Source organism: Citricoccus zhacaiensis, from assembly GCF_014645315.1.
Lineage (GTDB): Bacteria > Actinomycetota > Actinomycetes > Actinomycetales > Micrococcaceae > Citricoccus > Citricoccus zhacaiensis.
Genome location: NZ_BMLQ01000007.1, coordinates 1 through 13,360, shown reverse-complemented (window position 1 = coordinate 13,360; position 13,360 = coordinate 1). Strand labels below are relative to the sequence as shown.

Below are 13,360 nucleotides of genomic sequence, written 5' to 3'. Positions count from 1 at the left end.
CATGCCCACCACCCTGACCCCACCGGGCACCAGGGGCCGGACACCGGCTCCCGCTCCGGCCCGGCCGCCCCGGGCTCCCGCGGCCACCTGGGTGATCCCGCTGATCCTCGGCGCCGTCACGGTCTTCGGCCTGTGGTGGATCGATGTCCGCCCCGCGGCCATCGCCGCCGGCTTCGAGGACATCACCCGCCTGCTGGGCCGGATGTTCCCCGCCACCACCGGCCCCGTGCCGGAGCTGGCGGCGCTCGTGGTCGAGACCCTGCAGATCGCGATCGCCGGCACCGGCATCGCCGCCTTGGTCTCCATCCCGCTGGCGGCCGGCGCGGCCAACACCTTCACCGGGCCGCGCTGGGTCCAGTGGCTCTGCCGCACACTGATCGTGGTCAGCCGCGCCGTGCCCTCCCTCGTCTTCGCCATCATCTTCGTGCGCATCTTCGGGCTCGGCCCGGCAGCCGGAGCCCTGGCCATCGCGTTCCACTCCGTGGGCATGATCGGCAAGATGATGACGGATGTCTTCGAGGAGATCTCTGCCGCACCCCGGGAGGCCGTGAACGCCACCGGGGCGAACCGCTTCCAGGTCTTCGTCGCCACCACCTTCACCCAGGCCTTGCCGCAGATGACCTCGTTCGTCCTCTACCGCCTGGACATCAACATCCGCGCGTCCTCCATACTCGGCCTCGTGGGCGCCGGCGGCATCGGCGTGGCCCTGCAGCGCTCCATCGGCAGCCTGGACTACCCGCGCGCCGCCGGGATCATCGCCGTCATCATCGTCCTGCTGCTCGTCCTCGAGCTCATCTCGAACCTGGTGCAGCGCGCCGTGTCCGAGCATGCCGGGGACACCAAACACTCGATGACGTTCCCACCGGGCAAGGAGCTCTCCTCCCCCGGCTGGAACGCACCCCGGGTGGGCCGCAGCGCCGGGCTGCTGGCCGGCGTCGTGCTCTTCATCCTGTCCCTGTCCGCGCTGAGCATCTCCCCGGACCGGCTAGCCCGGGGCTGGGAGAACGCCGTGGCCATGCTCACCGGGTTCGTGCCGCCGGTGTTCACCGCGGAGATCGCCCTGGGCCTCTTCGAGAGCCTCGTGATGGCTTTGACGGCCACCACCTTCGGCGTGCTGATCGGACTGGTCATCGCGGTGTTCTCCACGGATCACCTCGTGAAGGTGCCGGTGCTCGGCTGGGCGCTGCGCGGTGTCATCGTGGTGGTCCGCGGCGTGCCGGACATCGTCTACGCGATCGTGTTCGTGGCCGCCCTGGGCCTGGGCCCGTTCGCCGGGTTCCTGGCGCTGGCCATCTCCTGCACGGCCCTGGCCTCCAAGTTCTTCACGGATGCGCTGCAGAACATCGATCCGGGACCGATCCGTGCCCTCGAGGCCGTGGGCGCGGGCCGGCTCCAGGCCTTCGTGGCCGGTGCGTGGCCCCAGTTCGTGCCCTCCTTCATCGGCAACAGCCTGTTCACCGCGGACCTGGCGCTGCGCGAATCGGCGGTCCTCGGGATTGTCGGCGCCGGCGGCATCGGTTTCCTGCTGCACGAATCCGTCACCTCGATCGACTACCAGTCCACCGCCGGCATCCTCATCGGCCTCATCGTCGTGGTGGTCACGGTGGAGCAAATGGCGCGCTGGGCGCGCAGGAAGGTCATCTGAGATGGCAACCCCACACCCCCCGAGCACGACGACGGCCGGCACCGGCCGCTGCCCGTTCACCGGGCACTCCGCCACCGAGCCGCAGGCCACCGACGACGTCGGCGGGGCGCGTGCCTCCGAGTGGTCCCCGGACCGCAACGAGACGTTCGGCTCGGCCCACGCGGACTACGCGGCCCTGCGCGAGCAGAACCCGTTCCCCTGGAGCGCGGACTACGGCGGCTTCTGGGCGGCCACCACCTACGAGGACATCCTGACCATCACCCAGGACGACGAGCTGTTCAGCACGGCCAAGCAGAACGTGGTGCCGCACGTGCCCCGGGCCTCCCGCCGGCCGCCGCTGCACTTCGACCCGCCGGAGCACACCGACTACCGCACCGCCATCGACCCGGTGTTCCGCCGCTCGGTGGTCACCGAGCACGCCGGCGCCTTCCGCGACAGCGCCCGCCGCCTGGTGGACGGCATGCTGATGGAGTCCTCCCCGGACGGGGTCCGTCACCTGGCGGCGCCGTTCGCCATGGACTGCTTCGCCTCCCTGCTCGGGCTGGCCCGGGACCAGACCCGGGAGATCCGGGAGATCGGCGTCCGCTACGGCTTCGCCATCCAGGACATGGACAACCCCGTGATTGAGGAGTGCAGCAAGCGGCTGTATGAGATCGCCCGCGAGATCTACGACCGGCGGCTGGAGGAGGACCCGGACCCGTCCCGGGATCTGGTGGCCAGCCTGCACCGCGCGGCCCTGGACCCGGACACCGCCATCACGGAGACCAGCGCCGTCGCCACCATCCGGCAGCTGATCGTCGCCGGGATGGGAGCGCCCCAAGCCGTGCTGGGCAGCTGCATCGCCCACCTGGCCACGGACCTCGACCTCCAGGCGCACCTGCGGGCCCACCCGGAAGACCTGCCCTCTGCGATCGAGGAGATGCTCCGCCTGCACGCCCCGTACCGGGTATTCGCACGGACCGCCAAGCGGGACACCGTGATCCACGGGCGGGCAGTGGCCCAGGACGAGCCCATCGCCTTGATCTTCCCCTCCGCCAACCGGGACGAGACCCGCTTCGAGGACCCGGACACCTTCGTCCTGCGGCGCAAGCAGAACTCGCACCTGTCCTTCGGGCGCGGTTCCCACAAGTGCCCGGCCGCTACGATGGGACGACTCGAGTTGCTCATCGCCCTAGAGGAGCTGCTCGCCCGGACGGAGACCTTCTCATTGGCAGGGGACATCGTGATGATGAACTGGCTCGAATACGGCCCCCGCTCCGTTCCGCTGGCCCTGCGTTCCGCTGACAGGATGCCGTGAGCCCCACGGATCCGAGCCGCGGGAACCTCCCCCGCTACCAATCCGGCGTGGCACCGCAGCGCATGCTCACGGTGCTGCTCGGCGACTACTGGTTCGGCCGCGGCGAACCCCTGCCCTCCAGTGCCCTGGTGGAGCTGCTCGGCGCACTCGAGATCACGCCCTCCAGTGCCCGGGCGGCCATCCAGCGGCTGGCGCAGCGGGGGTTCCTCGCGGCCCACAAGGACGGGCGGCGCACCTCCTACTCCGTCCACGCCGGCAGCCGGAAGACCCAGGCCCAGCGCGTCGAACGGATCTTCCAGGCCCACCGCGAGCGCCCCTGGGACGGGACGTGGACCATCATCACCTACCGGGTGCCGGAGACCGCAGCCCCCCTGCGCCGGGCCGTGCGGGACACCCTGCGCCAGCTGCGGTTCGGCCACCTCAATGACGGGGTGTGGATCAAGCCGGGCAGCCACGCCGAGGAGGCGTTCGCCCACCTGAAGCAGGGCGACGAACCCGTGCTGACACTCATCTCCTTGTTCGAGGGGGCCCGGCTGCCGCACTTCGTCTCGCCCCTGGAGCTGAGGCGGGCCTTCGAAGCGGACGCCCTGGATGAGGAGTACCTGTCCTTCGCCCTGCGGTGGGAGGCCCGGGCCCGGGACCTCGGAGACCAGTGGCCCACCGGCGTGGAGGCCCTGCGCCTGCGCACGGAGGTCCTCTCCGAATGGCGGCCGCTCGTCCACCAGGACCCCCGGCTTCCCAACGCGCTGCTGCCCGAGGAACCGCCGCTGCGCCGCGCCGCCGCGGCCACCGCCCTGTTCTACGACGGCCTGGGGCCCTCCGCGGAGAACGCCGTCCGGAGGATCATCGAACGTCACCAGCCCGAGCTGGCGCCCCTGGTGCACCACCACACCTTCGCGGCCTCGGACCGGCTGATCTCACCGGGCGGTTCGCCCTCGTAGGCCTCCGAACCAATCCCGCCCTGAGCATCATGAAGGACGTCCTGGCCCGTACCGGGCGGAGGTGGTCGAGCAACCGGAGGACGACATCCTCGGCCGGACGGGTGTGCCCGTGGTCGGGTCCATCAGCTGACCCTCCACCCTCGGCCTTCTCGCCCGTGATGGATGTGACCATCCGGACCGTAGACCCGGTCTCGCGCACGGCCGCGGGCCTCGAGCACCCGGAGGGTGGCGGCCGGCAATGGTGCGACGCCGGAGAGGACCGTCCGCGAGGCCGGAGCCATGCCGCGGTGGTCCAGAGGGCGTCCCAATCCGGTCCGGTCAGCGGAGGTATCGATGCCACCCGCGGCCAGCAGGCCGGGCAGGGTGGAGGCGAAACGCAGCCGGCCGGCCCCGGCGCACACGTACAGCGGCCTGCTCCCCTGCCGGTCGCGGGCCAACAGCACCTTCTCGCGCGGCGCATCCACCAGCGCCAGGGCGAAGACCCCCTGCAGGTGGTCCACGAAGCGCTCGCCCCACCGGTGGTAGGCCGCGAGCACCACTTCAGCGTCCGATCCCGAACGGAACGGGAAGCATTCGTCCAGCTCCTCACGCAGACCCGGTCCGTTGTCCAGCTGTCCGTCGAACACCAGGCACCAGCCCAGCCGCTCATCGAGCATCAACTCGGCCGTGGCACCGGCCTGATCGCCGGTCTCGGGCGGGCGATGGCCCACCGCCACCCAACCCCAGTCACAGATGCCCGGATCCACTGATCCGCTCGCGTCCCTCGCCGCGTCCATGGCCTGGATCATCCTGTCCACACAGGCGGTATCAGCCCACGCCCCGCGGACGGAGACCTCGCCAGCGATGCCCATCGTCACGTCCCCCGCAAGCCGGACGCAGCCATGGGCACCGGCGGCCGGCATGGCCACGGGGGCGCGGCAGGCTGGGTGAGTTCAGCCCGCAAACGGCCGGGACCGCTCAGGATGGTGTTCAGTGGCACAGCGATGGGCACGAGGGCCTCCTCGAGAGTCGTTCGAAGAGTTCGCGGCCGCTGCTTGACCGTTAACACGAAGGAGTGACGGTTAGCATACCAAGGATGTGATCTGGAGCACGTCACATGTGACGCAGGGTCCCGGCCCGGGCTACGGGGCAGTGCGGTCCAGCGTGGCCAGCGCCGCCGCCTCGGTGCGCGTGGTGTGCAGTTCATCGATGCCCGCCAGCGTCCTGTCCTTGGTCTCCTTGGCCGTCAGCGCTGCCGCCACGGAGATCAGGCAGGCACCACTCACCACCAGAGACACAGCAAGCCAGTTGGTGCCCTGGGCGCCGGCCACGGCAGACGCGACGATCGGGGTGAGGCCGCCCGAGACGGCGAAGCCGATCTGGGTGCCCATGGCCAGGCCGGTGACGCGGACCCGGGTGGGGAACATCTCGGCGTAGAACGAGGGCCAAATGCCGTTCGAGAGCGAGTACAGGCAGCCGGAGAGGATGGCGCCGTAGACGAAGATCAGGGTCCAGTCCCCCGCCGCGACGGCCCCCAGGTAGGGGTACATCATCATCGCGGGTCCCACCACGCCGGCGATGAAGACCGGTTTCCGGCCGATCTTGTCCGCCAGCAGTGCGCCCAGTGGGATGGCCGCCAGCGCCACGGCATTGGCCACCACGGCCACGGTGAGCATGGTGGAGCGGTCCAGGCCCACCACCGAGGTGGCGAAGGAGAGTGACCAGACGAGGAACACCACGTTGACGGTGTTGATCATGGCGGCGCAGGCGATCCGGGCCACGGCGGCCTTGTGGAACTTCACCATCAGGCTGAGCGGGGTCGCCGGCTTCTCCTCCGGCAGGTGGGACTTGGTCTCCTCGAACGCCGGCGGTTCCTCCAGCCGGCGGCGGATCACCCAGGCGACGACCACCACCACGGCGGAGAGCCAGAACGGGACGCGCCATCCCCAGGAGAACAGCTGCTCCTCGGTGAGCAGCGTGGTGAACGGGATGAAGACGGCGGTCGCGAGCAGCGTGCCGAACTGGGTGCCCTGCAGCGTCCAGCTGGTGGTGAAGGCCCGGCGGTGCTCATCAGAGTGCTCCAGGGACACGGAGATGGCGCTGGCCTGCTCGCCGGAGGCAGAGATCCCCTGGATGATCCGGCAGAGCACCAGTAGGGCCGGTGCCCACAGCCCGGCCTGCTCATAGGTCGGCAGGCAGCCGACGAGGAAGGTGGCCCCGCCCATCATGAACAGGGTCAGCATCAGCACGAACTTCCGGCCCATCCGGTCCCCGAGCGGTCCCATGATGAGCGCGCCCAGGGGACGGACCACGTAGGCGACGCCCACGGTCCCCATGGACAACAGGATGGCGACGCCCGGGGAGGCATCTTCCGGGAAGAACAGGTGGTTCAGCACCAGGGCCGCGGCGGTGCCATAGACAGCGAAATCGTAGTACTCCAGGGCGGACCCGATCCACGCGGCAAGTGCCGCCTTCTTCGGGGTCTTGCCGTGGGTGGCGGCCGGTGCACCGGCCGTTCCGGCCGCTCCGGCTGACGCGGACTGCTCGCACATGACGGGCTCCCTCTGGCGGTGGTCCTCCATCGTAGGTCCGGACCTGGCTGGGTGTACCGCGCAGCTGTGCGGTGGGTTCCGGGGCCAGCTCACCCGGGGGTCTTCACTACTGCTCATCAACCGCCATGACGACGCCGGCCGGCCCGTTCGGCGAAATCGTCCAGCAGCCGGACGGCCGCGTTCGCCGTCCACACCCGGTTGCGCTTCCGGTTTCCCACCGGGACGAGGATCCCAGCGTCCACCATCTGGTCTACGGCATGTTGGGCGGCCGGGGCAGAAACGCCCAAGTGGCCCGCCAGGTACTGGACGGTGACGGCCGGCTGCGAGATGACGACCGGCAAGGCCTTCCACACCGCCGCATCGGATCGCGCCGTGACCCGATCCGTCCATTCCGCCAGGAGTTCCTCCAGTTCCCGGACCAGAAGCCGGCCGTTGGCGCACGCCACGAACGTCGCTTCGGCGAACTCAGCCACAATGGGGTTCAGGTCGCCCTGACGATACGAACCGAGAGCTTCGTAATATGACTCAACGCTCGCCAGCAGTCCTGCAGACACGGGCACCGTCATGCGGCGGGTCACCCCGTACTGGCGCAGCATCGCGTGCGCCAAGGCCCGACCGGTTCGGCCGTTGCCGTCGGAAAAGGGGTGGATCGTCTCGAATTGAGCATGGGCCACCGCGGTCTGCACCAAGGGGTCAATGTCGGTGCGGTGGATGAAGGCCACCAGGTCCTCGATGAGTTCTGGAACCCGTTCTGCGCGAGGAGCGACGAACGTCGCCGTGTGGGGCGTCGAACCCCGTCCGCCAATCCACACGGGCCCTCCGCGAAAGGCACCGGCATGCGCTGGAGATCCATCGTGCAGGAGGATTTCCTGCACCTCGACGATGCCGGCCGCAGTGATCCCGTCGGACAAGGCGATTGCCCGGCGCATGGCCTGCACGTTGGCCGCCACCAAGGCGGCGTTCGGCCCGGTGGACTCACCCAGGGTGGCGAGGGCCAAAGCCCGAGCCCCGGCCGTGATCTGTTCTATCTGCGACGAGGAAGCCGACTCGGTCCTCAACAGCACCGCGGACAGGGGGCTGACCTCCGCCTCGTTGCCGCCCAGACTCCGGGAGATCTCGGCATCGAAACGAACCAGTTCCATCGATGCCTCGGTTGCCTCCGTGGCCACCTCGGCTTCCAAGGACAGAGAAAGCTCGGCGATGAACGGGGGAATCGCAGAGCGGTACGGGCCCCGGCTCGCCAACTGCTGACGCCGTGACATGCTTCGGTCAGCCGGCGCGGCCCACTCAGTGTCTTCCCATGCCACCGCCCAGGGGGATGTGCCTCTCGTCGGCACTTTGATGGCCATGTGACCAGCTTACCAAAGGTTACCGATTTATCCTTTGGTAAACACGTAACCAACCGTAAGTATGGAGGGTGCGCAAGGCCCCTTACGGCATCTCAATGGATGCGCTCGGGGTCTACTCGCGGCGTAGCCATCATCCGGAACACCGCTGCCGCCATCAGCACCACGGCTGCCGCGACTCCCGCTGCCACCGCGGTGCCGGTCGATTCCAGTCCGCCGTCCAGGCGGCCCACGGTGATCCAGGCCAGCCCCCAGGCCAGGGCGAGGGCGGGCGCGACCTTCCCACCGCTGCGCCAGGCCGTGGCCACGCCGATGACCGCGGCGACGGCCAGCACCACCGAGGACAGCACCGTGACCGGAAGCCCGAAACCGTCGAAGCCGGCAGCGCCCAGCACGGCGGAAGTGTTCGCCACGGTAGCGATGGTGACCCAGCCGAGGTACAGCCCGAAGGTCCCGTCCGCGATCAGGGCATCCATTCGGCCACTGCTCCCGGTGCTGACCAGCAGCATCAGGATGCGGCCGAGCACGGCGAGCAGCGCCATGATCACCACCAGACTCAGGTTCAGCCAGCCGAACTGAACCACCCAGATCCATGCGGAGTTGAGCAGCATCGCCGCCACGGCCCACGGCCGCAACAGACCTTGCCGGTCGGACCGGCGCTGGGCGGGCAGCAGCTGCCAGACCGAGTAGGCGAGCAGTCCCAGGTAGATCACGGACCAGATGCGGAAGGCTCCGGAAGCCGGCGCCAGCGGCGTGGAGTCCTCATTCAGCCACCCACCGGCCGCCTCGGCGATCGGCGTGCCGCCGAGTATCCCGCTGCCGAGGAACGCCCCGGCCGTGGCGACGATCCCGCTGACGAGGACCAGCAACGGCATCGCGAGTCCGGTGGTCCGTGGGGCAGTGGCATCCATGGGTCTCTCCTCGGGTGGTAGGTCGATCCTCGTGCACGTGGTTCGAGCTAACCATTTCGATCATCGAGATAAAAGGCTGGATCGGCCGGGTGACATGGCGGGACATGACGAACCGGTGCGCGTGCGTGCGGTCTGGTGGGTGCGGGATGATGGGGTGCATGCGCCTGTGGAGTCTCCATCCCCGATACCTGGACCGCCAGGGGCTCACCGGCGGATGGCGTGAGGCGCTGCTCGCCCAGGCAGTGCTGGCCGGGCGCACCAAGGGCTACCGTTCGCACCCGCAGCTGGTGAGGTTCCGGGCGCACCCGGACCCCGCCGCCGCGATCGGCGCCTTCCTCCAGGTCACGGCGGAGGAGGCCACCGAACGCGGCTACAACTTCGACGTGACCCGGATCGACCGACCCGGCCATCCGGCGTCGGGACTGGCGCACGACGCCGGCCGGGACCTCCCGGTGGACGGAACCTTCTCTGGTGTCCCCCGACTCCCGGTCGCCCAGATCCCGGTGACGGAAGGCCAGGTCGCCTACGAGTGGAAGCACCTCCTGGCCAAGATCGGCCAGCGGACCCCGGAACGGCTGGAAGGCCTGGTCGGCATCAGCGTGCCGCAGGTCCACCCGTCGTTCGAGGTCGTTCCGGGCGACATTGAGTCGTGGGAGCGGCTGGGCTAATCCCCATACTGTTCAATGAGGTTGTGGCGGCTTGCGGCTGTGTCCCAGTGAGTGCGTTGGTCCATGACGCGCCGGAGCCCGGCCCCGCAGGGATCGGGCTCCCGTGCGGGTCCACGACTATGGCTTGAGGACGGCCTTGATACAGCCGTCTTGCTTCTTCTGGAACTTCTCGTACATCTCCGGGGCTTCGTCCAACGACGCGGTGTGCGTCTTGAGGTCCAGGACGCCGAGCGGATCCGAGGGGTCATCGACCAGCGGAAGGAGGTCGTCGATCCACCGTTTCACGTTGCACTGGCCCATGCGCAACTGGATCTGCTTGTCGAACATCGTGAGCATCGGCAGGGGGTCCTTCATGCCGCCGTATACGCCGCTGATCGAGATCGTCCCGCCGCGCCGGACGGCCTCGATGGCGGTGTAAAGGGCATCGAGCTTGTCCACCCCGGCCGTCTCCATCGCCTTGCGGCCCAGCGGGGACGGCAGCAGCCCTACGGCCTGGTGGGCTACCCCGGCCACGGGAGAGCCGTGGGCCTCCATCCCGACCGCGTCCACCATGGAGTCCGGGCCGCGGCCGTCGGTGAGGTCCTTCAGCTGCTCGGCCACCTCGCCGGAGGAGTCCAAGGTCTCGATGCCGTGGCGCTCGGCCATGGCTCGCCGCTCGGCGACCGGGTCCACCGCGAGTACCCGGTAGCCCAGGTGGCGGCCGATCCGGGCGGACATCTGGCCGATCGGGCCCAGGCCCAGCACGGCCAGAGAGCCGCCCTGCGGGGGCGCGGCGTACTGCACGGCCTGCCATGCGGTGGGTACCACGTCGGAGAGGTACAGGTAGCGCTCGTCCTCACCGGCGTTCGGGACCTTGATGGGCCCGTAGTCCGCGTGCGGGACGCGCAGGTACTCGGCCTGCCCGCCGGGCACCGAGCCGTAGAGGCGGGAATAGCCCAGGAAGACTGCACCGCTGTTGTACTCCCGAACCTGGGTCGTTTCGCATTGGGACTGCAGGCCCTGCTTGCACATGAAGCAGTGGCCGCAGGAGACGTTGAAGGGAATCACCACGCGGTCCCCGGCCTTGATCTGGGTGACGGCGGAGCCGACCTCCTCCACGATCCCCATGGGCTCGTGGCCGATGATGTCGCCCTTGTCCATGAACGGGGTGAGCACCTCGTACAAGTGAAGGTCCGACCCGCAGATGGCGGTCGAGGTGATCCGCACGATCGCGTCCGTGGGTTGCTGGATGCGGGGATCCGGAACCTCCTCGACGCTCACCGAACGCTTTCCCTGCCATGTCAAAGCCTTCATCTGTCCTCCGTCTCAGGGCCGCCGCCCCACCGGGAACGGCAGCCTGCTGATCTATTCGGTCGAACCGACCCTACTACTGGGACTGCCCGATAACCTACTACTGGGACTGCCCGATAAACGGTGTGTGGGTCCGGCAGTTTTCGTCAGTTCGTGGTTCTCTCGACCTGTCTGGCGCGGGTGATCGCGAACATGTTGCGCGCTGGCTTGGCCCTTGGTGTGATGTGCTCCTGATCTGACACCACGACCTACCGCTGAGAAGGGGTCGGCTATGCTCGGGGCCAGTGACACGGGGTGCTGGTGCCCACCTGGCGACCAGCTGAGATGAGACCCGTTGAACCTGATCCAGTTCGTACTGGCGAAGGGATGTCCGCCCGGTTGGCGTTGTCTCCGGGCCTGCGCTCCTTCGCCTCGGCCTTGAGGAGCGTCCGTGCAGATCGCAGAGCAGATTGTCCTGGTGACCGGAGGGGGTCGCGGCCTGGGCCGCAGCATCGTCGAGGCCTTCGCCGGTCAGGGGGCGCGGGTTCTCGTCAACTACCACACCAGCCGGCAGGCCGCTGAGGAGCTGGCCTCCCGGTTCGGTTCGGACCGGGCCGTGGCCCTGCCCGCCGATGTCACCGACCCGGGGCAAGTAGCCGCCTTGCTGGCTACGGGACGGGAGCACTTCGGGGCCCCGGTCACGACCGTGGTGAACAGTGCGTTGATGGGTTTCTCTTTCAACGGCGACGCCCGCCCGGGGGTGACGGAGATCGGTTGGGAGGACTTCGCCGCTCAGTTCGCCGGCAGCGTCCGGGGGGCGCTCAACACGATCCAGGCGGCCCTTCCGTACCTGCGGGAGAAGGGCTTCGGGCGGATCATCAACGTCGGCACCAACCTGTTCCAGAACCCCGTGGTGCCCTACCACGACTACACAGCGGCGAAGGCGGCCCTGCTGTCGCTCACCCGCACGACGGCCAAGGACCTGGGACGGCACGGCATCACGGTGAACATGGTCTCCGGGGGCCTGTTACGCACCACTGACGCCAGCGCGGCCACTCCCGAGGAGGTCTTCGAGGCGATCGCCGCCGGCACGCCCCTGGGTCGGGTCATCACCCCGGAGGAGTTCGCCGACACCGTCCTGTTCTTCGCCTGCCCCTGGGCCCGGTCGGTCACCGGGCAGAACCTGGTGGTCGACGGCGGACTGGTCATGGATTGAGTGGAGGACCGGCATGACGGCCATGGCCCGCGCCACGTCGCACGTGGGGCTGGTCAGCACCGTCTCGACCACGTTCTCCGAGCCGTTCCTCGCGGCCCGGATGCTGGCGTCACTGGATCACATCAGCGGCGGCCGGGTGGGCTGGAACGTGGTCACGTCCATGTTCGACGCCGAGGCCCGCAATCACGGAATGGAGGCGCTACCCGGCCACGGCCAGCGGTACGAGCGGGCCGCCGAGTTCATCGAGGTGGCGCTACGGCTGTGGGACTCCTGGGACGATGAGGCACTGGTCCTGGAACCAGATGGCATGTACGCAGACCCAGCCCTGGTCCGGCCGATCGACCACGCCGGGGAGCACTTCCGGGTGTCGGGCCCACTGACCGTTCCGCGATCATCCCAGGGCCGCCCGGTGCTGTTCCATGCCGGAGCCTCCGGGCCGGGGCGCGAACTGGCCGCCCGGTACGCCGAAGGCATCTATGCCGTCGCCTACGACCTGCCCGCCGCCCAGAGTGACTATGCGGACCTGAAGAAGCGCATCGGCTCAGCCGGACGGGACCCAGCATCGGTGGCGGTGATGCCCGGACTCGTGACCTATGTCGGCTCCACGGAGGCGGAGGCCGTGGCGAAGCAGTCCCGGGCGGACGCACTGCTGCCCGCGAAGCAGCCCCTGGCCCAGCTGGCACCTTCATCGGGCAGGACTGCACCGGTTGGCAACTGGACGCCCCGGTCCCCGAACTGCCCCCGCTCGAGCGGTTCAGCGGTCCACAGGGCCGCTACGCGACGATCCTGCGGATCGTGGAGGTCGAGGAGCCCACGGTGCGGCAGCTGCTGGGCCGTCTCGCGGCCGGAGGAGGGCAATGCACCATGGTCGGCACCCCCGAGCACATCGCCGACCAGATCGAGGAGTGGTTCCGTTGCGGTGCCGCTGACGGGTTCAACCTCATGCCACCGTGGCTACCGAACGACCTGGACGACTTCGTCGACCACGTCGTCCAGGGCTCAGTCGCGGATCAGTCCGCGCAGTTGCCGGGCCGCGACGCCCGGATCGGGGGCCTTGGTGATGGCGCGGACGACGACGATGCGGCTCGCCCCGGCATTGAGGACCTCGGGCAGCCGGTCGACGTCGATGCCACCGATGGCGAACCACGGGGTGCCCGCCGCCGCCGATCCCGCCATGAGCCCGGAAACATCCCGGACAAAACCCGGGCCGGTGGCGGGACGGCCGGGCTTGGTGGGGGTCTCCCACAGCGGTCCGGTGCAGAAGTAATCGGGCTCATCACAAACGAGGGTGTAGACGTGGCCTGAATCCGCCGGATTCCAGCAGGGACCTGGCCACATAGTTGGCGAGGTTTCGGAACCCGAGGGCGGAGCCGCGGAGGTGCTCGAGCCGGCCGTTGATTGAATATTCGGCGTTCTGAGCGCCACCCGTATTGGGTTTGAGAGCCAGTGACCGCTGGATGCGTTGGGCGCCTTGGGAGCCATCGTTATTCTGGTTCAGAGCCACCTGCTTAGGCTCCTTCCGCTGGGTGTAAAGGG

12 protein-coding genes, 1 pseudogene and 1 riboswitch are annotated in these 13,360 nt (G+C 68.9%); of the genes and pseudogenes, 6 read left to right on the top strand and 7 right to left on the bottom strand.

Going from position 1 to position 13,360, the window contains the following annotated elements; translation table 11 throughout:
- Position 1 precedes the first annotated feature (1 nt).
- Genes phnE through IEX49_RS11930 form a run of 3 tightly spaced genes read left to right on the top strand, consistent with a single transcriptional unit; the run spans position 2 to position 3,883 of the window.
- On the top strand, positions 2–1,645 hold the full coding sequence (gene phnE, locus IEX49_RS11940; RefSeq protein ID WP_188806396.1) for a phosphonate ABC transporter, permease protein PhnE: 1,644 nt from the start codon (positions 2–4) through the stop codon (positions 1,643–1,645).
- Between the two features lies 1 nt (position 1,646).
- On the top strand, positions 1,647–2,942 hold the full coding sequence (locus IEX49_RS11935) for a cytochrome P450 (protein ID WP_188806395.1): 1,296 nt from the start codon (positions 1,647–1,649) through the stop codon (positions 2,940–2,942).
- The gene (locus IEX49_RS11930; RefSeq protein WP_188806394.1) at positions 2,939–3,883 is read left to right on the top strand and encodes a PaaX family transcriptional regulator; all 945 of its coding nucleotides are present in this window, start codon (positions 2,939–2,941) and stop codon (positions 3,881–3,883) included. Before IEX49_RS11935 ends, IEX49_RS11930 begins: the two co-directional genes overlap by 4 nt.
- A gap of 122 nt (positions 3,884–4,005) precedes the next feature.
- Here the strand turns inward: IEX49_RS11930 and IEX49_RS11925 are convergent, their stop codons facing one another.
- From IEX49_RS11925 to IEX49_RS11910, 4 genes are all read right to left on the bottom strand, one after another.
- Complete coding sequence (locus IEX49_RS11925) at positions 4,006–4,734, bottom strand: class II glutamine amidotransferase domain-containing protein (protein ID WP_188806393.1); 729 nt, start codon at positions 4,732–4,734, stop codon at positions 4,006–4,008.
- A 270-nt stretch (positions 4,735–5,004) separates the two neighbouring features.
- The gene (locus IEX49_RS11920) at positions 5,005–6,414 is read right to left on the bottom strand and encodes an MFS transporter (protein ID WP_188806392.1); all 1,410 of its coding nucleotides are present in this window, start codon (positions 6,412–6,414) and stop codon (positions 5,005–5,007) included.
- A gap of 116 nt (positions 6,415–6,530) precedes the next feature.
- A complete protein-coding gene (locus IEX49_RS11915; protein WP_229672622.1) occupies positions 6,531–7,583 on the bottom strand; it encodes a Fic family protein in 1,053 nt (350 codons plus the stop codon).
- 272 nt (positions 7,584–7,855) lie between these two features.
- The gene (locus IEX49_RS11910; protein WP_229672621.1) at positions 7,856–8,671 is read right to left on the bottom strand and encodes a TspO-related membrane protein; all 816 of its coding nucleotides are present in this window, start codon (positions 8,669–8,671) and stop codon (positions 7,856–7,858) included.
- 158 nt (positions 8,672–8,829) lie between these two features.
- On the opposite strand from IEX49_RS11910, the gene IEX49_RS11905 reads away from it, so the two are divergent.
- Entirely contained in the window at positions 8,830–9,339 is a 510-nt protein-coding gene (locus tag IEX49_RS11905) for a pyrimidine dimer DNA glycosylase/endonuclease V (protein ID WP_188806390.1), read from the top strand.
- A gap of 117 nt (positions 9,340–9,456) precedes the next feature.
- Here the strand turns inward: IEX49_RS11905 and IEX49_RS11900 are convergent, their stop codons facing one another.
- Positions 9,457–10,632, bottom strand: a complete 1,176-nt coding sequence (locus IEX49_RS11900; RefSeq protein WP_188806389.1) for a zinc-dependent alcohol dehydrogenase — start codon at positions 10,630–10,632, stop codon at positions 9,457–9,459.
- Positions 10,633–10,909: 277 nt separating this feature from the next.
- Positions 10,910–11,013, top strand: a riboswitch (TPP riboswitch).
- Between the two features lie 46 nt (positions 11,014–11,059).
- Here IEX49_RS11900 and IEX49_RS11895 point away from each other — a divergent pair.
- Together IEX49_RS11895 and IEX49_RS17070 are read left to right on the top strand one after the other, a co-directional pair.
- The gene (locus IEX49_RS11895) at positions 11,060–11,824 is read left to right on the top strand and encodes a 3-oxoacyl-ACP reductase (RefSeq protein WP_115932243.1); all 765 of its coding nucleotides are present in this window, start codon (positions 11,060–11,062) and stop codon (positions 11,822–11,824) included.
- A gap of 13 nt (positions 11,825–11,837) precedes the next feature.
- A pseudogene (locus tag IEX49_RS17070) lies at positions 11,838–12,458 on the top strand (NtaA/DmoA family FMN-dependent monooxygenase); the annotation flags it as partial.
- Here the strand turns inward: IEX49_RS17070 and IEX49_RS17065 are convergent.
- Positions 12,416–12,682, bottom strand: a complete 267-nt coding sequence (locus IEX49_RS17065; RefSeq protein WP_308421946.1) for a hypothetical protein — start codon at positions 12,680–12,682, stop codon at positions 12,416–12,418. The pseudogene IEX49_RS17070 and the gene IEX49_RS17065 overlap by 43 nt on opposite strands.
- 141 nt (positions 12,683–12,823) lie before the next feature.
- The gene (locus IEX49_RS11885) at positions 12,824–13,162 is read right to left on the bottom strand and encodes a thiamine phosphate synthase (RefSeq protein ID WP_188806562.1); all 339 of its coding nucleotides are present in this window, start codon (positions 13,160–13,162) and stop codon (positions 12,824–12,826) included.
- Positions 13,163–13,360: the final 198 nt, after the last annotated feature.

What these genes read in the sequence shown, in the direction of transcription:
- IEX49_RS11905 (WP_188806390.1), top strand. Translation starts at nt 8,830, where the DNA reads ATGCGCCTGTGGAGTCTCCATCCCCGATACCTGGACCGCCAGGGGCTC.
- IEX49_RS11925 (WP_188806393.1), bottom strand. Translation starts at nt 4,734, where the DNA reads ATGGGCATCGCTGGCGAGGTCTCCGTCCGCGGGGCGTGGGCTGATACC.
- IEX49_RS11935 (WP_188806395.1), top strand. Translation starts at nt 1,647, where the DNA reads ATGGCAACCCCACACCCCCCGAGCACGACGACGGCCGGCACCGGCCGC.
- IEX49_RS11910 (WP_229672621.1), bottom strand. Translation starts at nt 8,671, where the DNA reads ATGGATGCCACTGCCCCACGGACCACCGGACTCGCGATGCCGTTGCTG.
- IEX49_RS11885 (WP_188806562.1), bottom strand. Translation starts at nt 13,162, where the DNA reads ATGTGGCCAGGTCCCTGCTGGAATCCGGCGGATTCAGGCCACGTCTAC.
- IEX49_RS11920 (WP_188806392.1), bottom strand. Translation starts at nt 6,414, where the DNA reads ATGTGCGAGCAGTCCGCGTCAGCCGGAGCGGCCGGAACGGCCGGTGCA.
- phnE (WP_188806396.1), top strand. Translation starts at nt 2, where the DNA reads ATGCCCACCACCCTGACCCCACCGGGCACCAGGGGCCGGACACCGGCT.
- IEX49_RS11900 (WP_188806389.1), bottom strand. Translation starts at nt 10,632, where the DNA reads ATGAAGGCTTTGACATGGCAGGGAAAGCGTTCGGTGAGCGTCGAGGAG.